Source organism: Streptosporangium sp. NPDC000239 (assembly GCF_040300765.1).
Taxonomy (GTDB): Bacteria; Actinomycetota; Actinomycetes; order Streptosporangiales; family Streptosporangiaceae; genus Streptosporangium.
Genome location: NZ_JBEPEI010000023.1, coordinates 91,485 through 110,185, shown reverse-complemented (window position 1 = coordinate 110,185; position 18,701 = coordinate 91,485). Strand labels below are relative to the sequence as shown.

The 18,701-nt window shown below is 68.7% G+C and carries 23 protein-coding genes; 20 read left to right on the top strand and 3 right to left on the bottom strand.

All coding sequences use genetic code 11. From position 1 onward, the window contains the following. The first annotated feature begins 2 nt into the window (after positions 1-2). The 16 genes from rplO to ABT340_RS37060 all read left to right on the top strand — a co-directional run bounded on the left by rplO (position 3) and on the right by ABT340_RS37060 (position 11,404). Positions 3-458 (top strand): 50S ribosomal protein L15, encoded by a 456-nt coding sequence (gene rplO, locus ABT340_RS37135; RefSeq protein WP_352015598.1) that lies wholly within the window; start codon positions 3-5, stop codon positions 456-458. 191 nt (positions 459-649) lie between these two features. Then, entirely contained in the window at positions 650-1,966 is a 1,317-nt protein-coding gene (gene secY / locus ABT340_RS37130; RefSeq protein WP_352015597.1) for a preprotein translocase subunit SecY, read from the top strand. After that, positions 1,966-2,616, top strand: coding sequence for an adenylate kinase (locus ABT340_RS37125; RefSeq protein ID WP_352015596.1), 651 nt, complete (start codon positions 1,966-1,968; stop codon positions 2,614-2,616). The genes secY and ABT340_RS37125 overlap by 1 nt, the downstream gene beginning before the upstream one ends. Positions 2,617-2,739: 123 nt before the next feature. Beyond that, positions 2,740-3,558 carry a type I methionyl aminopeptidase gene (gene map, locus ABT340_RS37120; RefSeq protein WP_352015595.1) on the top strand — a complete coding sequence of 273 codons (819 nt, stop codon included), beginning with the start codon at positions 2,740-2,742 and terminating at the stop codon, positions 3,556-3,558. A 54-nt stretch (positions 3,559-3,612) separates the two neighbouring features. Continuing rightward, on the top strand, positions 3,613-4,029 hold the full coding sequence (locus ABT340_RS37115) for a DUF1707 SHOCT-like domain-containing protein (RefSeq protein WP_352015594.1): 417 nt from the start codon (positions 3,613-3,615) through the stop codon (positions 4,027-4,029). Positions 4,030-4,204: 175 nt separating this feature from the next. After that, a complete protein-coding gene (locus ABT340_RS37110) occupies positions 4,205-4,690 on the top strand; it encodes a hypothetical protein (protein WP_352015593.1) in 486 nt (161 codons plus the stop codon). A 142-nt stretch (positions 4,691-4,832) separates the two neighbouring features. Then, entirely contained in the window at positions 4,833-5,420 is a 588-nt protein-coding gene (locus tag ABT340_RS37105) for a class F sortase (protein ID WP_352015592.1), read from the top strand. 187 nt (positions 5,421-5,607) lie between these two features. After that, positions 5,608-5,829, top strand: coding sequence for a translation initiation factor IF-1 (infA, locus tag ABT340_RS37100; protein WP_012887858.1), 222 nt, complete (start codon positions 5,608-5,610; stop codon positions 5,827-5,829). Between the two features lie 24 nt (positions 5,830-5,853). After that, the gene (gene rpmJ / locus ABT340_RS37095) at positions 5,854-5,967 is read left to right on the top strand and encodes a 50S ribosomal protein L36 (protein WP_003956441.1); all 114 of its coding nucleotides are present in this window, start codon (positions 5,854-5,856) and stop codon (positions 5,965-5,967) included. Between the two features lie 209 nt (positions 5,968-6,176). Further along, positions 6,177-6,557, top strand: coding sequence for a 30S ribosomal protein S13 (gene rpsM / locus ABT340_RS37090; RefSeq protein ID WP_184712621.1), 381 nt, complete (start codon positions 6,177-6,179; stop codon positions 6,555-6,557). A 45-nt stretch (positions 6,558-6,602) separates the two neighbouring features. Then, entirely contained in the window at positions 6,603-7,007 is a 405-nt protein-coding gene (gene rpsK / locus ABT340_RS37085) for a 30S ribosomal protein S11 (protein WP_020542285.1), read from the top strand. 20 nt (positions 7,008-7,027) lie between these two features. Then, positions 7,028-7,654, top strand: a complete 627-nt coding sequence (gene rpsD / locus ABT340_RS37080; RefSeq protein ID WP_352015591.1) for a 30S ribosomal protein S4 — start codon at positions 7,028-7,030, stop codon at positions 7,652-7,654. Between the two features lie 98 nt (positions 7,655-7,752). Further along, positions 7,753-8,769 (top strand): DNA-directed RNA polymerase subunit alpha, encoded by a 1,017-nt coding sequence (locus ABT340_RS37075; protein WP_189246821.1) that lies wholly within the window; start codon positions 7,753-7,755, stop codon positions 8,767-8,769. 90 nt (positions 8,770-8,859) lie between these two features. After that, positions 8,860-9,387, top strand: coding sequence for a 50S ribosomal protein L17 (gene rplQ, locus ABT340_RS37070; protein ID WP_352015590.1), 528 nt, complete (start codon positions 8,860-8,862; stop codon positions 9,385-9,387). 120 nt (positions 9,388-9,507) lie between these two features. Next, on the top strand, positions 9,508-10,377 hold the full coding sequence (truA, locus tag ABT340_RS37065; RefSeq protein WP_352015589.1) for a tRNA pseudouridine(38-40) synthase TruA: 870 nt from the start codon (positions 9,508-9,510) through the stop codon (positions 10,375-10,377). Between the two features lie 385 nt (positions 10,378-10,762). Further along, entirely contained in the window at positions 10,763-11,404 is a 642-nt protein-coding gene (locus ABT340_RS37060) for a phosphotransferase (RefSeq protein WP_352015588.1), read from the top strand. Here ABT340_RS37060 and ABT340_RS37055 read toward each other — a convergent pair. Beyond that, positions 11,287-12,885 carry a hypothetical protein gene (locus ABT340_RS37055; protein WP_352015587.1) on the bottom strand — a complete coding sequence of 533 codons (1,599 nt, stop codon included), beginning with the start codon at positions 12,883-12,885 and terminating at the stop codon, positions 11,287-11,289. The genes ABT340_RS37060 and ABT340_RS37055 overlap by 118 nt on opposite strands. A 463-nt stretch (positions 12,886-13,348) precedes the next feature. On the opposite strand from ABT340_RS37055, the gene ABT340_RS37050 reads away from it, so the two are divergent. Further along, positions 13,349-13,669, top strand: coding sequence for a hypothetical protein (locus tag ABT340_RS37050; protein ID WP_352015586.1), 321 nt, complete (start codon positions 13,349-13,351; stop codon positions 13,667-13,669). Between the two features lie 403 nt (positions 13,670-14,072). Here ABT340_RS37050 and ABT340_RS37045 read toward each other — a convergent pair whose 3' ends face one another. After that, complete coding sequence (locus ABT340_RS37045; RefSeq protein ID WP_352015585.1) at positions 14,073-15,119, bottom strand: hypothetical protein; 1,047 nt, start codon at positions 15,117-15,119, stop codon at positions 14,073-14,075. A gap of 36 nt (positions 15,120-15,155) precedes the next feature. Next, positions 15,156-15,938 (bottom strand): CAP domain-containing protein, encoded by a 783-nt coding sequence (locus tag ABT340_RS37040; RefSeq protein ID WP_352015584.1) that lies wholly within the window; start codon positions 15,936-15,938, stop codon positions 15,156-15,158. Between the two features lie 369 nt (positions 15,939-16,307). Between ABT340_RS37040 and rplM the strand changes: the two genes are divergently transcribed. The 3 genes from rplM to glmM all read left to right on the top strand — a co-directional run bounded on the left by rplM (position 16,308) and on the right by glmM (position 18,700). Beyond that, positions 16,308-16,751, top strand: a complete 444-nt coding sequence (gene rplM, locus ABT340_RS37035) for a 50S ribosomal protein L13 (RefSeq protein ID WP_352015583.1) — start codon at positions 16,308-16,310, stop codon at positions 16,749-16,751. A 70-nt stretch (positions 16,752-16,821) separates the two neighbouring features. Then, positions 16,822-17,343, top strand: coding sequence for a 30S ribosomal protein S9 (rpsI, locus tag ABT340_RS37030; protein WP_352015582.1), 522 nt, complete (start codon positions 16,822-16,824; stop codon positions 17,341-17,343). Position 17,344: 1 nt separating this feature from the next. Continuing rightward, positions 17,345-18,700, top strand: a complete 1,356-nt coding sequence (glmM, locus tag ABT340_RS37025; protein WP_352015581.1) for a phosphoglucosamine mutase — start codon at positions 17,345-17,347, stop codon at positions 18,698-18,700. Position 18,701: the final 1 nt, after the last annotated feature.

The following is an 18,701-nucleotide window of genomic DNA, read 5'->3' as shown; positions in this document are numbered from 1 at the left end:
ACATGGCAGAGAACACTCCGCTCCGTATCCACCACCTGCGTCCGGCTCCTGGCGCCAACAAGGCCAAGGTCCGCAAGGGTCGTGGTGAGGGCTCCAAGGGCAAGACCGCCGGTCGTGGCACCAAGGGCACGCACGCGAGGACCGGGGTTCCCCTCGGTTTCGAGGGTGGCCAGGTTCCGCTGCAGCGTCGCCTGCCCAAGCTGAAGGGCTTCTCCAACGCCCTGTTCAAGACGACCTACCAGGTCGTCAACCTGGACAGGCTCGGCGAGTTGTTCCCCGAGGGTGGCGAGGTCACCGTCGAGGCCCTGGTCGCCAAGGGCGCGGTTCGCAAGAACCAGCTCGTGAAGGTCCTGGGCACCGGTGACATCTCCGTGGCGCTGAACGTGCAGGTGCACGCCTTCTCCGCCAGTGCCAAGGAGAAGATCGCCGCGGCCGGGGGCTCTGTCTCCGAGCTGTAGGACATGGAATTTCACGCATGAAAACGAGGCGCGGGGGCTCATTATGGGCCCCCGCGCCCGTAGTGCGTTAGAGTTCGCTGGACAGCGAGACTCAACTCGTTTCCGTGAGCTCGTTGACACGAGATAGCAAAGATGGACCACCCCCGCACCATCGCTGACCGACATCGCCTTTCAGGCGCGCAGGAGGGCCCGTGCTGACCGCGTTTACCCGAGCGTTCCGTACGCCGGACCTGCGCAATAAGTTGCTCTTCACCTTGGGCATCATCGCGCTGTTCCGGCTGGGTTCGGTGCTCCCGACCCCGGGTGTGAATACGGAGAACATCAGCCGCTGTCTCAGCCAGGCTCAGGCTGGGGATGCGGGCAACATCTACGGAATGGTACAGCTCTTCAGCGGTGGCGCCCTGCTGAAGCTGTCGGTGTTCGCGCTCGGCATCATGCCGTACATCACCGCGAGCATCATTCTGCAGCTCTTGGTCGTGGTGATCCCGCGCCTCGAAGCCCTCAAGAAGGAGGGCCAGGCGGGCCAGACCAAGATCACCCAGTATACGCGGTACCTCACGGTCGGTCTGGCTATTCTCCAGTCGACCGCCTTCATCGCCCTCGCGCGCACCGGCCAGCTGTTCCCGCAGTGCCGTGAGGAGATCCTGCTCGACAAGAACAACATCTTCTCGATCGTCACCATGGTGATCATCATGACCGCGGGCACCGCGGTCATCATGTGGCTGGGCGAGCTGGTCACCGACCGCGGCGTCGGCAACGGCATGTCCATCCTGATCTTCACCCAGGTGATCGCGGTCTTCCCGGTCGAGCTGATGACCATCGCCCGCACCCGCGGCATGTTCGTCTTCAGTGTGGTAATCATCACAGGCATCGCGATGATCGCCCTGGTCGTCATGGTCGAGCAGGCTCAGCGCCGGGTCCCGGTGCAGTACGCCAAGCGCATGGTCGGCCGCAGGATGTACGGCGGCACCTCCACCTACATCCCGCTGAAGGTGAACCAGGCCGGCATCATCCCGGTGATCTTCGCCTCCTCTCTGCTCTACCTTCCGCAGCTGGTCACGACCCTGTTCAGCAACGCTCAGGAAGAGCCGAACGCGGTCGTGCAGTGGATCCAGCAGAACCTGGTCACGGGCGACACCCCCGCCTACATGATCACGTTCTTCCTGTTGATCGTCTTCTTCACCTACTTCTACGTGTCCATTACCTTCAACCCCGTTGAAGTCGCCGACAACATGAAGAAGTACGGTGGGTTCATCCCGGGCATCCGTCCGGGCCGCCCGACGGCTGAGTACCTCAACTATGTGCTCACGCGACTCACCGCTCCTGGCTCGCTCTATCTGGGGCTGATCTCCATGGTGCCGATCGTCGCACTCGCCCTCGTCGGCGCGACCCAGAACTTCCCGTTCGGAGGGACGAGCATTCTGATCATGGTTGGTGTCGGCCTGGACACCGTGAAGCAGATTGAGAGCCAGCTGCAGCAGCGCAACTACGAAGGCTTCCTGAAGTAGTGCGTCTCGTCCTGGTCGGGCCCCCCGGAGCGGGTAAGGGGACACAGGCCCAGTTCATCGCATCGAACCTGTCCATCCCGAAGATCTCGACAGGTGACATCTTCCGCGCCAACGTCTCGGGCGGCACGGAACTCGGCAAGCTTGCCAAGGAGTACATGGACCGTGGCGACCTCGTGCCCGACGAGGTCACCATCGCGATGGTCCGCGACCGCCTCTCGGAGAGCGACGCGCAGGACGGTTTCCTGCTCGACGGCTTCCCCAGGAACGTGCCCCAGGCCGAGATCCTGAAGAAGATGCTTGAGGAGTTCGGCGTCGCGCTGGACATCGTCCTTGAGCTCGTGGTCGACGACGAGGAGGTCGTGCGCAGGCTCGCGGGCCGCCGGACCTGCAGCCAGTGCGGCCGCATCTGGCACGTCGACTTCGACGACAAGAAGGACGACGTCTGCGACGCCTGCGGCGGACGCCTCTACCAGCGCGACGACGACAAGGAGGAGACCATCAGGCACCGCCTGGAGGTCTACCAGGAGCAGACCGCTCCTCTGGTCTCCTTCTACGCCCAGGAGCGCATCCTGGTCGGAGTCGACGCCACCGGTCCGGTGGAAGAGGTCACCCAGCGCGCGATGGAGGCGCTGAGCCCGTACACCGACTAGGGACACTTGTCTCCCCGGCACGCCATCCATGGCAACCCCATGGGTGGCGTGCTGTCGTTTAGGGCACAATCGGGGGAATTGGGCTCCCCGACTGCCCGTTGAATCACCCCAGGGGGTGCACACGTGTTCAAGAAGAACAAGCATGGAATTCAGATCAAGTCGCCCGAGCAGCTGGAGAAGATGCGGGCAGCGGGCCTCGTGGTCGGCCGCACGCTGCAACTGCTCCGCGAGAACGTCCGGCCGGGCGTGACGCCGCTGGACCTCGACGGCATCGCGGAGAAGGCGATCCGGGACGAGGGTGCCATCCCCTCCTTCAAGGGCTACCAGGGTTTTCCCGCGACGATCTGCGCCTCCGTGAACCACGAGGTGGTCCACGGCATCCCGAGCGACCGGCGTCCGCTTCGCGAGGGCGACGTCATCTCCATCGACTGCGGCGCCATCCTGGACGGCTGGCACGGAGACTCGGCGATCACCGTCCCGGTCGGAGAGGTCGACCCCAAACTGACCGAACTGATGCGGGTCACGGAGGAGGCCATGTGGCGGGGCATCGCCGCGCTCACCGTCGGCCGCCATCTGTCCGACATCGGCCACCAGGTCGAGAAATACGTCCGTTCCCAGGGTCGTTATGGCATCCCCCAGGAGTACGGCGGGCACGGTATCGGCACCGAGATGCACATGGACCCCTGGGTGGCCAACCATGGCAAGCCGGGCAAGGGTCTGCGTTTCGAGCCGGGCATGTGCTTCGCGGTCGAACCGATGGTCAATCTCGGCACCGACAGGACCAGGGTGCTGGCCGACGACTGGACCGTCGTCACCGTCGACGGGAAGGCCTCGGCGCACTTCGAGCACAGCGTTGCCGTGACACATAATGGACCTTGGGTACTGACCGCTCTTGATGGCGGAAAAGAGCGGCTTGCCGAACTGTTGGGCGATGCGGGATAACACGTACCGCCCGCTGATGAGCGGATGTGGTCGACCATGATGCCTGGCCCGGAGATGCGAGCCTCTGACGGTGACCGCGACAAGGTCGCGGGAGTGCTGCGTGAGCACTACGCCCAGGGCAGGCTCACCGGCGAGGAGTTCGACGAGCGGCTCGAACGGCTCTACTCCAGCAGGACCTACGGAGAGCTGGCCAGGCTCACCTCCGATCTTCCCGACGTCGACCTGAGGCGGATGACCGCCGCCCCGGTCCCGGCGAATCCCTCGCGTGAGGCCCAGCGCAGGGGCGTGGCGGCGATGTGGGGCTCCTGGGCCGTGGCCAGCGGTGTCAACTGGGTGATCTGGCTCATCATCGGTGTCACGAACGGCCTCGACTTCCCCTACCCGTGGCCGCTGTGGGTCATGGGTCCGTGGGGCGTCATGCTGCTGGTCGCCACGGTCCTCGGCGGGCGGGGCGGCCACCCGAACCGGTGACGCCAGAGGTCCCATACGCGAAAAGCCCTCTCATGATCCGGTCATGAGAGGGCTTTTCGCGTTGTGTCAGTTCTTTACCGCCGGAGGCAGTTGAGGCTGGTGAGAAGGGGTAGGTGATCGTTGCCGGGGCACCGTCGTGAGGTGGGGGTGGATGATGGGCCTCAGACGAGACCCTGTGGCGGCGGTGAAGGTCCTCCTGGGCGCCGGAGCGGTGATCGTGTTCGCGGGAGGCGCCGCCGTACCGGCCGATGTGCGGGTCACGCCTTCGACGGTCACGCCCGGACAGTCGGTGGCCATAGCCGCGGGGGGCTGCGTCGCTCCGGCGACCGCCTACTCGGCCGCCTTCGCCTCGACCTCGGCGCGACTGAGGGGCAGGGCCGAGACGATGCGCGGGACCGCCCGTATCAACCCCCACGCCGCACCCGGTACCTACGCCGTCACCGTCCGCTGCGTCAGGGGCGGACCGTATGACGGCACCTTCGTCGTCGACGAGCCTCGCCCGGTCCTCGCTCCGGACACCGGGGGCGGCGGCCTGGCGATGCACGCCCCCGGCGGCGCCACCCGCACCGCCTGGCTCTTCGGAGCCCTGGCCATGGTCGTCACGGTCCTCGGATCGGCCCTGGTGCTGACGCGCGGGCACCGTGGACAGGGCGGCCACTAGACCTCCGTGCCCGTCCGGAACCGTCAGCGCGCGGCATCGGCGGGGCCGCGCCCCGGCCGGGCACGGATTCATCCACCGTTTCGTCCTGTTGTGGGCGCTGGCTCTCGCGGCGGGCTGCGGCTCCGTACCGGGAGGCGAGGCTGTGAGGGGTCCCGCGCGCTCTGTGGCGGCCCAGGCCGGGTCGCCGCCGGGGGAGCGGGCAATGGGCGGGCCGGGCTGGCCCGCGCCGATCACACGCCCGCTGGGCCGCGCGGAGCCGACGCGCGTGGTGATCCCGCGCATCGGGGTGGACGCCCCGCTCGTGGTGCTCGGCGTGGAGGGGGACGGCAGGCTCGCCGTACCGCCGCTCGACCACGCCGACGCGGCCGGCTGGTACGGCGGCGGCCCGGCCCCGGGGGAGTCCGGCTCCGCGGTCATCGTCGGCCATCTCGACACCAGGACGGGACCGGCGGTCTTCGCCAGGCTCGGCGAGCTGGACCCCGGGGACGCGGTCGGGGTGGTCCGTGCCGACGGCACCGTCGCGGTCTTCGCGGTCGAGCGCGTCGAACAGGCTCCGAAGGACCACTTCCCGGCCGAGCGGGTGTACGGCCCGACGGACGGGCGGCGGCTGAGACTGGTCACCTGCGGGGGCAGCTTTGACCAGGTGAGCCGCTCCTACGCCGACAACGTGATCGTCCACGCCCGGTACCGGGCGGGGTACCGCGCTTCGGATCTGCGGTATTCTGAGTAGCGGTTGTGTCAAGGTACCGGCCGTCTGTTTCGCATTTCATCGCCCGGTGCCGTACACTCCTTCTTCGGTTCACTATGACTCATTGCGCATCGACGGTGTCGCAACCGTCGCTCTCATCGAAGCGCTGGGTCGCGGCTGCGTAGTGTTCCAAGAGCCTCAGACGACCGATCAGTGAAACGCGAGGGACATGGCCAAGAAGGACGGCGCCATCGAGATCGAGGGCACTGTGGTTGAGTCGCTCCCGAACGCGATGTTCAGGGTGCAGCTCGACAACGGCCATAAGGTCCTGGCCCACATCAGCGGGCGGATGCGGATGCACTACATCCGAATCCTTCCTGACGACAGGGTTGTCGTCGAACTGAGCCCCTACGACCTCAGTCGTGGGCGGATCGTCTACCGATACAAGTAAGCGTCTGAGGGACGAATAAGGACTATGAAGGTCAAGCCGAGCGTCAAGAAGATCTGTGACAAGTGCAAGGTGATTCGCCGGCACGGTCGCGTCATGGTGATCTGCGACAACCTGCGCCACAAGCAGCGTCAGGGCTAGTCCAGAAAAGGCCCACACGGAGTCCGCTCATCAGTGGCGGACTCGACCCATGTCGGGCCACAAAGTAATCGCGCCCCACACTCGCGCAGGCGACCTTCGGGTCGTACCACGCGGGAGACCCCCGGTCGGAGGCCGGGGCCCTCACCCCGGGCATGGGGAGGGGAAGCGGGGCGTAGGACCTCCGCCACAACGAAGGAGAATGCCCGACCATGGCTCGCCTGGTTGGCGTCGACCTCCCCCGCGACAAGCGGCTGGAGATCGCTCTCACCTACATTTACGGAATCGGCCGCACCCGCGCGCTTGAGACCCTCAAGGCCACCGGCATCAACGGTGACCTGCGGGTCCACCAGCTCACCGACGAGGAACTGGTGCCGCTGCGCGACTACATCGAGGCCAACTTCAAGATCGAAGGTGACCTCCGCCGTGAGGTCCAGGCCGACATCCGTCGCAAGATCGAGATTCAGTGCTACCAGGGCATCCGGCACCGCCGTGGCCTCCCGGTGCACGGTCAGCGCACGCAGACCAACGCGCGCACCCGTAAGGGCAAGAAGAAGACCGTGGCCGGCAAGAAGAAGCCCGGTAAGAAGTAGTCCGCGTAGCCGCAGGACCGAACACCTCAGGAGTGAAGGCAAGCAATGCCTCCTAAGAGCCGCCAGGGTGCCCCGAAGAAGGTGCGCCGCAAGGAAAAGAAGAACGTCGCTCACGGGCACGCCCACATCAAGAGCACGTTCAACAACACGATCGTCTCGATCACCGACCCGAACGGGAACGTGATCTCCTGGGCCAGCGCCGGCCACGTCGGGTTCAAGGGCTCCCGTAAGTCCACCCCGTTCGCCGCGCAGATGGCCGCCGAGAACGCCGCCCGCCGCGCCATGGAGCACGGCATGCGCAAGGTCGACGTCTTCGTCAAGGGTCCCGGCTCCGGCCGTGAGACCGCGATTCGTTCGCTGCAGGCGACCGGCCTTGAGGTTGGCTCCATTCAGGATGTCACCCCGGTGCCGCACAACGGCTGCCGTCCGCCCAAGCGCCGTCGCGTCTGACGCCCAGGAGAAGATAGAAAATGGCTCGTTACACGGGTGCGGACTGCAAGCTCTGCCGCAGGGAGAAGACCAAGCTCTTCCTCAAGGGCAAGAAGTGCGAGTCCGCGAAGTGCCCCATCGAGATCCGTCCTTACCCGCCGGGTGAGCACGGCCGCGGCCGTCCGAAGGAGTCTGAGTACCAGCTCCAGCTTCGTGAGAAGCAGAAGACCCGCCGCATCTACGGCGTCCTCGAGAAGCAGTTCCACAACTACTACGAGGAAGCCAACCGCAAGTCCGGCAAGACCGGCGAGAACCTCCTCCAGATCCTGGAGAGCCGTCTCGACAACGTGGTCTACCGCGCCGGCTTCGCCGAGTCCCGCGACGCCGCCCGCCAGCAGGTGCGCCACGGCCACATCCTGGTGAACGGCAAGAAGGTCGACATCCCGTCGTACCGCGTGCGTGAGCACGACATCGTCGAGGTGCGCGAGAAGGCCCGCAACCTTCTGCCCTACGAGGTGGCCCGCGCCACCGCCGGTGACAAGACCTACCCGGCCTGGCTGGGTGTCGCTCCCGAGGCTCTGCGCGTGCTGGTCCACCAGCTCCCGGTCCGTCAGCAGATCGACACGCAGGTCCAGGAGCAGCTGATCGTCGAGCTCTACTCCAAGTAGTGGCTTCGAGGGTGCCGTACGGTTCGCCGTACGGCACCTATGCTGTTTATCCGAGCGACGTCAAATAGCGGGCGTCGCCATGCAGGGGGAGTTTCCACATGCTGATCGCTCAGCGTCCCACTCTCCTCGAGGAATCCCTTGAGGAGACCCGCTCCAAGTTCGTCATCGAGCCGCTGGAGCCGGGCTTCGGTTACACCATCGGCAACTCGCTGCGGCGCACGCTGCTGTCGTCCATCCCGGGCGCGGCCGTGACCAGCATCCGCATCGAGGGCGTGCTGCACGAGTTCTCCACGGTTCCCGGGGTCAAGGAGGATGTCACCGACATCATCCTGAACCTCAAGGAGCTGGTCGTCTCCTCCGAGCACGACGAGCCCGTGGTCATGTACCTGCGCAAGCAGGGCCCCGGTGACGTCACCGCCGCCGACATCGCGCCCCCGGCCGGTGTCGAGGTGCACAACCCCGAGCTGCGCATCGCCACGCTGAACGGCAAGGCGAAGCTGGAGATGGAGCTGACGGTCGAGCGTGGCCGTGGCTACGTCTCCGCCGCGCAGAACAAGCAGCCCGGCCAGGAGATCGGTCGCATCCCGATCGACTCCATCTACTCGCCGGTCCTCAAGGTCACCTACAAGGTCGAGGCGACCCGTGTCGAGCAGCGCACGGACTTCGACCGACTGATCCTGGACGTCGAGACCAAGCCCTGCATGAAGCCCCGCGACGCGGTGGCCTCCGCGGGCAAGACCCTCGTTGAGCTGTTCGGCCTGGCCAGGGAGCTCAACGTCGAGGCCGAGGGCATCGACATCGGCCCGTCGCCGACGGACGCGGCCCTGGCCGCCGACCTGGCGCTGCCGATCGAGGAGCTGAACCTCACCGTCCGCTCCTACAACTGCCTCAAGCGCGAGGGCATCCACACCGTGGGTGAGCTCGTGGCCCGCAGCGAGCAGGACCTCCTGGACATCCGCAACTTCGGTGCCAAGTCCATCGAAGAGGTCAAGCAGAAGCTGCACGAGATGTCGCTCGCGCTGAAGGACTCCCCGCCCGGATTCGACCCGAGCGCGGTGGCCGGTGGCGGCTACGACGATGACGACAGCGCCTACGTCGAGACCGAGCAGTACTGATTTTCATCTGACGGGGGCCGGCCGACCGGCCCCCGGCCTGACCGCGGTACCTCGTACGGCCGCGGCGGGTTAACTCTCAAGGAGAACGAAATGCCCAGGCCCACCAAGGGTGCCCGTCTCGGCGGCAGCCCGGCTCACGAGCGGCTGATCCTGGCGAACCTCGCCACCCAGCTGTTCCAGCACGGCCGGATCAAGACCACCGAGGCGAAGGCCAAGCGTCTGCGCCCGCTGGCGGAGAAGCTGATCACCAAGGCCAAGAAGGGCGACATGCACAACCGTCGCCAGGTGCTGACGGTCGTGCGTGACAAGAGCGTCGTGCACCACCTGTTCACCGAGATCGCGCCGACGTTCGCCGAGCGTCCCGGTGGCTACACCCGCATCACGAAGGTCGGCCTCCGTAAGGGCGACGCCGCCCCCATGGCCGTCATCGAGCTGGTGTCCGAGCCGCTGAACACGGTCACCACCACCCGCCAGGCCCCTCCCGCCGCTCCCGCCGCCACGGAGGAGCCGAAGGCCGAGGAGACCTCCGCGGTCGAGGCCGCCGAGGCTCAGGCGGAGGAGGCCCCCGCGGCCGAGGCTCCCGCCGAGGAGACCGAGGGCAAGAAGGACAACGCCTGATCTTCCAGGCTCTCCGGACGGGTCCGGCTTCCTCCACACCGGAGGTGCCGGGCCCGTTCTTCTTTTCCCGGGTCCTCCCGGGGTTCTTTCACCCGGGGTTCTCTCAGGAGGGACGACATCGTGGTACGGCTGCGCCTTGACCTCGCCTACGACGGCACCGGCTTCTCAGGCTGGGCTCGGCAGCCGGGGCGCAGGACGGTCCAGGGGGAGATCGAGGAAGCGCTCGGCAAGGTCTTCCGGTTGCCGGAGCCCCCGTCGCTGACCGTGGCGGGACGGACCGACGCCGGAGTGCACGCCAGAGGACAGGTGGCCCACGTCGATCTGGAGCCCGAGGTGTTCGGCGCGCTGGACAGCAGGCACCAGGCGGTTCCCCTTGAGGATCCGGTCGCCGACCGGCTGCCCGTCCTGATCAGGCGGCTGGCCGGGATCCTGCCCGCCGACGTCAGGGTCCACCGGGTCACCGTGGCCCCCGAGGGCTTCGACGCCCGCTTCTCCGCGATGTCGCGACGCTACGCCTACCGGGTCTGCGACGCCCCCGGCGGGGGCGACCCGCTGCGCCGTCACGAGGTCGTCTGGTATCCCCGCCCTCTCGACCTGGACCGGCTCAACGCCGCCGCGTCGGCGCTGCTGGGCGAGCACGACTTCGCGGCCTTCTGCAAGAAGCGCGAGGGCGCGACCACGATCCGCGAGCTCCAGCGGCTCGACTGGGTCAGGGAGGGGGACCTGCTGGTGGCGACGGTCGTCGCGGACGCCTTCTGCCACTCGATGGTCAGGGCGCTGGTCGGGTCGCTGCTGCCGGTCGGGGAGGGGCGCCTGCCGGTCGACTGGCCGGGGCAGGTGCTGACGCGTGCCGTACGGGACTCGGCGGTGCATGTCGCGCCCGCGCACGGTCTGTGCCTTGAGGAGGTGCGTTACCCGGAGGGGGAGGCGCTGGCGCGCCGGGCGGCGCTGACCCGGCGGGTGCGCACGCTCGGAGCCTCCGAGGCGTGATCCGGTCGCCCGGCCGTACGGCGGGCGCGATCTGGTCGGGGCCGTGAAGTCTCGGGTGAACCGCGTCGTTCGTCGCGGTCGGTCGCGGGGCCGGCGCCTGCGATCTGTTGACGGTGGGGACGTGATCGGCTCCGGTTGCGTTCGCCGTGGTCCGGTCGGCCGGGCCGGGTTCATCGACCGTCCCTCATGACCGCCCTGGGAAGCACCGGGCTCGCGTCGGTCCGGCCGGAGGCCGTCAGGGTGGTCCACGCGGTGACTTCGTCCCTGTCGCGATCGGAGAACCGTTGCTGTACGGCGGCAGCCGGTCGGACGTGCGGTCGCCGGCTTTCGCCCGCCTCAGGGACTCAGATGGTCCGGCGGCGAGGCGGAACCACGCGATGACGAGGTGATCTGTCATGGAGACTTCGGGCCGTGGAACATCGTCTGGCAGGGTGAACGCCCCGTGGGAATCCTGGACTGGGACTACGCCCGGCCCAGGCCGCGACTGCACGACATCGCCTACGCGCTGGAGTACGTCGCGCCGTTCCGCGACGACGCCGAATGCCTGCGCTGGCTGCGTTACCCCACGCCCCCCGACCGGCGTCACCGCCTGGAGCTTTTCGCCACGGCCTACGGCCTGACCTCGACCACGGGTCTGATCGATGCGGTCATCGACGTTCAACGAGACGTCATCGAGCAGGTACGCCGACCACCAACGGCTTCCTCGACGAGGCGGGCATACGGCTGGCATGGAGCCGAGCCAACCGCCACCTGCTCGAATAGCACGATCGACGACCGCAGCGCGGCCACGGCGCGGGGCGGCACCTGCCACCCGCGACCGTCCCGCGCGTGCTGCCTGGTCGTACGGCGGGCGCTGTCCTCAGGGGTGGCCCGCTCTTCAGGGGCGGTCTGCCGTGTGACCGGTGCCGGTCAGCTGGTTATACGGCGTTCGATGACCTTGGCGGTCTCGTCGCGGAAGGCGCCGCTGACCTTGCCCAGGTGCTTCTCCTTGGCCGTCGGGGTGTGGCCGTCGCTGAAGGTGGCGTAGCTGAAGACGATGTAGCGTCCCCAGACCAAGCCGGCGGCGTAGCCGCCCGCGATGCCGACGCGTTCGGCTCCGCTGCCCGAGCCTCCCGGCAGGCCACGGAACCACAGGTTGCTGCCCAGGTTCTTCGTCCGGTCGACCTCGACGGCCGACTGCAGGGTGGGCAGTACCGCGATTCCCGTGGTCACGGCGTACTTGCGTTTGCTGTCGACGTACGTGGCCCGAAGCACCTGGCGGCAGTCCTGGGTGGCCAACGTGTTGGCGAACCTGCCCGCCGCGGCCTCGTCACACTTGTCGGTCACCTCAGTCTTGACCCGGACGAATGTGGCACCGGCCAGGGTCACCTTCTTGGTGAAGGCGTCGGCCACGGTCATCTTGCCCGGGTCTGTCTTCTCGGAGTTGAGGATCTCGGTCTTGATCGGGTCAGGCTCGGGAGGGGCGTTCGGGTCGTCGGTGGGTTCGACGGGCGGGGCGGTGGGGGCCGGGGTCTCCGCGCTGGCCGACCGCCTGGCGTTGAACGACTGGTAGGCGAAGAAGGCCCCGGTGCCGGTACCGCCGACCACGACGGCGACCACGGCCGCGAGCAGGACGGTGTTGACGCGCTTGCGCGGCGGAGCGGTGGGGAGCGGCGGAATCTCCTGGACGACCGCGGACGGTGGGGTGAACGGCCCACGCTCGACCTCGGCCGGCGGGCGCGGGGCCGACGGCCTGCCAGAAGGGGGATTGCCCGCCGGGGCGGCGAGCGGCGCCGTGACCACCGGTATGCCCCTGGGCGGGGTCGGATGGTCGCCCTGCTCGGGAGGCGGGGCCGACGTCCTGTCGATCACACCGGGCGCGTCGGCCCCCAGGGGAACGGGAGCCTGGTCCGGCGCGGCGTTCTCCACCGGGGGCGGGCCTTCGAGGCCGGGGGCCTCCTGTTCCCGCCCCTGAACGGGAGGTTGGGGGGCGGCGTCCGGCCGGGGCGCCGGGGAGCCGGAGTTGTCCTGCGCGCGCCCACGACGCACGGGGAGCGGGGCCTGGTCGCTCTTGCGGACCCTGACGGTGCTCTCGTCGTCGGCGATTGCGCCCTGTGGCGTCTCGTTCTCGGCGCCCTCGGTCCAGACAGGCTCTCCGGAGGCCGCGGGCCACCGCGAGGCGTCGTTGGGGTCCTGTCCGGGGGAGGGCCACACCTGCATCCCCGCGGCGGCGGCCGTGAAGGCCGGAGGAGGCTGCCAGGACGGCGCGTCGGGCTCGACCGGCGCCGCCGTCGGCGGGCGGTCCTCCTGCTGGGGCTGCGGAGGCGCGCCGGGCGGGGTGCCCTGCGGGGACGTGTTGAACGGGGTGTTCTGCCAGGACTGCGGGGGCGTGTCGCGCGGAGCGTCCTGCCAAGGCTGGGAAGGGGCGTTGACGGGGCCGCTCTGCGGTGGCGTGCCCCAGGAGAGCGGCGGTCCCGCCGGTTCGGCCGGAGGAGCCCACGGTGTCTGGCCCTGTGGTTCTCCGGTCACGGGACCCCATGGCTGCGGCCCCGGCGGCGCGGGCGGCGCGGCGGGGACGGGAGAGGCCCCAGGCGGTGATTCAGGACGTGGTTCAGGCAGCGGTCCGGGCGGGGCCCACGGCTGGGCCGGAGGGCCACCGGGGACGGGCGGTGCCTGCCACGTGGGTCCCTGCTGGGCGGGCGGTGTGTTCCAGGGCGGTCCTGGAGGCTGGGCCGGCGCGGGCCCCGGCTGACCTGCGGGGGACCACGGCGCGGGACCGGCCTGGACGGGGGGCTGCCCCTGCGGCACGTACGGGGTGGGGGTCGGCCCCTGTGGTGTGTTCAGGACAGGGATCTGTCCCTGGGGGGCGATCTGAGCGGAGTGCTGTCCTTGCGGCGCGTTCGGGACGGGAGGCTGCCCCTGGAGGACAGGCCGGTCCTGCGGTCCTGATGGTTCCTGAGGTCCGGCCTGAGAGGGCGGCGGTCCTGGACGCGTGTCGGGAGCCGGGGGGGTCCAGGAAGGCGGGGCGCCCCACGACGGCGGAGCGGCCGGGCCGGACGGCTCACGGGAGGCGGCGGGGCCGCTCCATGGCCGGGTCGGCGGCTCTTCGGGGGAGTCGTTCCACGGTGGAGCGGGTTCCCCGGGGGCCGCCGACGGCTGCGGCGGCAGGCCGGAGGCACCGTTCGGGTCTCCCTGCCCGGGGTTCTCGGTCCAGGAGATGACGGCGGGCACCGCGGGGGAGACGTCCGGCCACGGCCGGGCCGGAGGCTCCCCGGTCCCCCCGGGAGGGGAGACGCCGGGGCCGTACGGCTGAGCGGTCCCGCCCGGGTGCCGTCCTTCCTGCCGGGCACCGGGCCACGGGGTGGGAAGGTCGTCCTCGGGGTCGGAGAACCAGTCGTAGGGCGTGTCGCCGTCGCCGGGCACCACCCATGGCTGGGCGGCTCCCGGCGAGGACTCCGGCCATGCCGGAGACTCGCGGAGCTGGTCGTCACCTGTGAGGTCTGTCCGCGGCACGTGCGGCGAAGGCTGACCGAAACTCGGCGGGGGCGTCGCCGGTGCGGCCGAACCGTCGGCTTCGCGCTTGTGCTCGGACCCGGATTCCTGGCCACGCATAGGTGGAAGAGTAGCGACAGCCAGAGATCATCATGTGGGTATGGGTGTTCCTGGCCGGATCGCCCGCCAGTTTTATCCGGGGAAGTTGCCGTATGAACCTTTGGTCAGGGGCGCTTTCCGGTCAGCGAACGGGATTCGAGGGCCGGGGTCACGGTGGCGTCCACGGTTCCGAAGGCCGCCTGGTTGAGCCGCTTGACCTCGGACTTCTTGGGCAGGTGGCCGTCCTTGAACTGGAACCAGACCATCACGGCGTAGTGCCCGTGCCGCCACCCTCCGGCGAACGCCTCGCCGGAGCCGAGAGATTTGGTGACCTTGTCCTTACCGGGCAGCGCCTTGAGGTACTCCTTGCGCGACTTGCCCGCCCCCGCCGAGACGACCTTGGCAGCCGCGGCCGACGTCTTGAGGTTGGCGACGCCCACGGTTCCGATGATCTTCCCGGAGGCGTCGCGGAAGCTGGCCCGCAGCAGCTGGGTGCACTTGCCCGCCGCCAGCGCCTTCTGGAGCTTGTCGCCGACCACGGCGTCCTTGCACTTCTTGTCCACCCTGCGGACCGTCATCAGATAGCTGCGGCCGCCGTAGGAGACCTTCTTGCGAGGGAACAGCTCGTTGAGCGTGAGCGCGTACGGATCGGTCTTTCGGGCGGCCGCGAAGCCGAACTTGCCGCCGGGAGGCTGGGGGACGACCGGGGCGCTTGAGCTCCGTGTGGGGGCGGCCGTGCCGGGGGAGGGCGTGGAGTCGGAGTTCACGAGCATGGTGAGGCCGACGCCACCCGCGACGAGCACGGCGAGCGCGCCCAGCACGACGTACAGCGGCCGCCGCGAGCGCGGACCCTCGTCGTACGGGCTCCACATCTTCTGCCCCCGCGACATCTTCTGGCCCCGTTCCGGGGGCTCGGGGGCGGAGGGGCCGGAGGCGTCGGGGGCCGGTGCGGGAGGCCGTGCCCCCGGAAGGGGGCCCGGCACGGTGCCGGGGGCGGAGGTGCGTCCGGGGGCCGTGCCGTACGGCGGCGTCTCGGCGGGGCGCTCTCCCGTGCCGGGGCCCTGCGGAGCGGGGTCGAACCAGTGCTCTCCCCGTGCGGGCGGGACCTGAGCCTCAGGGCCATCAGGCTGGACGTACGGCTGGCGGCGCGGCGGTTCCCCGGGAAAACCCATGCCGCAGAGACTAGCCCGCTCCCCGGGCCGGTTCACTCAGGAGTAGCCGAAGTCCTGAGTCCACCAGGGGCCGCTGATACCGCCCATCACGCCCACCCCGGTCGCCTTGAGCGAGCAGTTGAGGATGTTGCCCCGGTGGCTGGTGCTGGCCAGCCAGCCCCGTACCGCGTCGGCGGCCGTGGCGAAGCCCCGGCCGATGTTCTCCGCGCCTCCGTTGCGGTAGCCCGCGTCCTCCATCCGCTGCCAGGGCGAACGTCCGTCGGGGGAGGCGTGGGAGAAGACGTCGCTGGCGGCCATCTCGGCGGAGTGGGCCCTGGCCGACTGGACGAGCCGCCTGTCGACCCGGAACGGCGCGCATCCTGCCCGCCTGCGCTGGACGTTGACGAGCCTGACGAACTCCCTCTCCAGGGAGCTCAGCGGGGCGGCGGAGGTGACGGTGTTCTCCCTGCCGCCGATGTTCTGGTTGTCCCCGCCGATGATGTAGCGAGGGCCGTTGTCGGTGCCGAGGTCGTCGAGGGGGGCCCGGGGCAGGTTGGTGGCGCGGGGACTCGGGGACGTGTTCGGCCTCGCGGGAGAGGGGGTGGGACGGATGACCCGCCCGAGAAGGGGACGGCCGGCGGAGTATCCCTGTTCGGCGGCGACCGTCTGCGTCGGTCGTGCCGGTCCCGCGTTGTTCAGATAGATCTTCGGGGTTTCCTCGTCACGGCTTCCCCGCCCGATGAGATACCCCAGGAGCAGCACCGTCATCAGGCAGGCGAACAGCCCCATACGGCGCAGACCGGTCCGCTGGGTGTCGCGAAGGTGAGGGAGCTGCCACATTCCGCTGCCAAAGATAGAGATGTTTGTGCTGAGGAAGAAGAGAATGTCAAGAACGTGTTGGAACCGTTCTATGAAGAACGAGAAGACCGATCGTGGCGGTGGTCCGGCGGGGTGACGCCGTACGGGTAGACTGCTCGGGGACACCGGTGGGACGCGGCCTGGTTTTGACCCGTGCTCGTCCGCGCCGGTACCCTGCTAGTTCGTTGTGTGCGAATTGGTCCCCTCGGTGGACCGATGCGCGGCGCGTCCGGCGTCATCTCCTGCGTCTTGGGAGACGGAAGGTCCGGGCTGTCGTGTGCCCGCACCTACCGACCATGTTGCTGTCATCTCCGACAGCGCCGAAGACGCGAGCAAAGAAGGCATACGACCGTGCGCACGTACACACCCAAGCCTGCCGAAGTCGAGCGTCAGTGGTTCATCATCGACGCCACCGACATCGTGCTTGGCCGGCTGGCCAGCCACGTCGCGATCCTGCTCCGCGGTAAGCACAAGCCGATCTTCGCCAACCACGTCGACACCGGTGACTTCGTCATCGTCATCAACGCCGACAAGGTCGCGCTGACCGGCAACAAGCTTGAGCAGAAGAAGGCGTACCGTCACTCGGGCTACCCCGGTGGCCTGCGTTCGATGACCTACGGCGAGCTCATGGAGAAGCGTCCCGACCGCGCCATCGAGAAGGCCGTCAAGGGCATGCTCCCCAAGAACGCCCTCGGCCGGAAGATGATCAAGAAGCTCAAGGTCTACTCGGGTTCCGAGCACCCGCACCAGGCTCAGCGCCCGACCCCCTTCGAGCTCACCCAGATCGCCCAGTAGCCACCGGCTGACTATCGCCAGCAGCGTTGGCCGGACGGCCTGCGCCAAGAAGGAAAGTAAGAGGAGAACCGTGGCTGAGCCCACCGGTGTCGAGACGCCCATCGAGGGCGAGCAGGAAACGTACTCCACGGAGGAGTTCCCCTCCGAGTACACCTCCGAGTCCACTGTCAGCGGCGAGGCCGCCGTCCGTAAGCCCATCACCACGGGCAACTCCTACGGCACCGGCCGCCGCAAGGAGGCCGTCGCCCGTGTCCGCATCGTGCCGGGCACCGGCAAGTGGACGATCAACGGCCGTCCGCTCGACGTCTACTTCCCGAACAAGGTCCACCAGCAGATCGTCAACGAGCCCTTCGTGACGCTCGGCGCCGAGGACCAGTTCGACGTCATCGCCCGCATCGACGGCGGCGGCGTCACCGGCCAGGCCGGTGCCCTGCGCATGGGCCTGGCCCGCGCGCTGGCCATCCTGGACGTCGAGGTCAACCGCGCCCCGCTGAAGAAGGCCGGCTTCCTGACCCGTGACGCCCGCGCCACCGAGCGCAAGAAGTACGGCCTCAAGAAGGCCCGTAAGGCTCCGCAGTACAGCAAGCGTTAAGTTGGGGCGCCTTTTCGGCACCGACGGGGTACGTGGGGTCGCGGGTCGCGACCTCACGGCCGAGCTCGCCATGGACCTGTCCGTGGCGGCCGCTCATGCCCTCGGCGATGCCGGGGCGTTCAACGCCAGCGTCGGGCGGCGTGGCCGCCCGGTCGCCGTCGTGGGCCGGGACCCGCGGGCTTCAGGAGAGTTCCTGGAGGCCGCTGTGGTCGCCGGCCTTGCGTCGTCTGGCGTGGATGTTCTCCGGCTCGGCGTGCTGCCAACCCCGGCGGTCGCGTATCTGACCACGGCTCTCGGAGCCGACATGGGCGTGATGATCTCCGCCTCCCACAATCCCGCTCCGGACAACGGGATCAAGTTCCTCACCCGCGGCGGCTACAAGCTGCCCGACGCGGTGGAGAACGAGATCGAGGAACGGCTCGGCGAGAAGTGGGACCGCCCCGTCGGCTCGGACGTCGGCCGTGTCCGCGAGGCGTACGGCGAGGCCGACCGTTACGTCTCCCACCTGCTGTCCACGGTCTCCGGCCGGTTGGACGGCCTGAACATCGTCCTCGACTGCGCGCACGGGGCCGCCCACATGGTGGCGCCCGAGGCACTGCGCAGAGCCGGGGCGACCGTCGAGACCATCGGGACCCGTCCTGACGGTCTCAACATCAACGCGGGCTGCGGTTCGACCCACCTGGACAAGCTCCAGCAGGTCGTGGTCTCCAGAGGGGCGGACCTCGGTATCGCCTACGACGGGGACGCCGACCGCTGCCTGGCGGTCTCGCACACCGGAGAGGTCGTCGACGGCGACCAGATCATGGCGGTCCTCGCCACCTTCATGCACGCGGAGGGCAAGCTGGTCGGCGACACCGTGGTGGCCACGGTGATGTCCAACCTGGGCTTCAAGATCGCGATGCGGAACGCGGGCATCGACGTGATCGAGACGGCCGTCGGTGACCGTTACGTGCTCGAAGCCATGCGGGCCGGTGGTTACAACCTCGGTGGGGAGCAGTCGGGACACGTCCTGCTGCTCGACCACGCCACCACGGGGGACGGTCTGCTGACCTCACTCCACCTGCTGTCGGTCGTGGCCCGTACGGGCAGGCCGTTGGCCGAGCTCGCCTCGGTGATGACCCGGCTCCCGCAGATCCTGGTCAACGTCAAGGATGTGGACCGCGCCAAGGCCTCCGCGCCCGAGTTGTCCGCGGCGGTCGCCGCGGTCGAACTGGAGCTGGGGGAGAACGGACGGGTGCTGATCCGTCCGAGCGGCACGGAACCCATGATCCGCGTCATGGTCGAGGCCTCCTCCGCGGAGCAGGCCGAGCGGATGGCGGGCCATCTGGCCGACGTCGTCCGTACGGCCTGCGTCTGAG

Bases quoted from the DNA above. Each gene is read 5' to 3' on its own strand.
- rplO (WP_352015598.1), top strand. From the start codon at position 3: ATGGCAGAGAACACTCCGCTCCGTATCCACCACCTGCGTCCGGCTCCT.
- ABT340_RS37115 (WP_352015594.1), top strand. From the start codon at position 3,613: ATGCGAGCCTCTGACGGTGACCGCGACAAGGTCGCGGGAGTGCTGCGT.
- infA (WP_012887858.1), top strand. From the start codon at position 5,608: ATGGCCAAGAAGGACGGCGCCATCGAGATCGAGGGCACTGTGGTTGAG.
- rpmJ (WP_003956441.1), top strand. From the start codon at position 5,854: ATGAAGGTCAAGCCGAGCGTCAAGAAGATCTGTGACAAGTGCAAGGTG.
- rpsM (WP_184712621.1), top strand. From the start codon at position 6,177: ATGGCTCGCCTGGTTGGCGTCGACCTCCCCCGCGACAAGCGGCTGGAG.
- rpsK (WP_020542285.1), top strand. From the start codon at position 6,603: ATGCCTCCTAAGAGCCGCCAGGGTGCCCCGAAGAAGGTGCGCCGCAAG.
- rpsD (WP_352015591.1), top strand. From the start codon at position 7,028: ATGGCTCGTTACACGGGTGCGGACTGCAAGCTCTGCCGCAGGGAGAAG.
- ABT340_RS37075 (WP_189246821.1), top strand. From the start codon at position 7,753: ATGCTGATCGCTCAGCGTCCCACTCTCCTCGAGGAATCCCTTGAGGAG.
- rplQ (WP_352015590.1), top strand. From the start codon at position 8,860: ATGCCCAGGCCCACCAAGGGTGCCCGTCTCGGCGGCAGCCCGGCTCAC.
- ABT340_RS37045 (WP_352015585.1), bottom strand. From the start codon at position 15,119: ATGGGTTTTCCCGGGGAACCGCCGCGCCGCCAGCCGTACGTCCAGCCT.
- ABT340_RS37040 (WP_352015584.1), bottom strand. From the start codon at position 15,938: ATGTGGCAGCTCCCTCACCTTCGCGACACCCAGCGGACCGGTCTGCGC.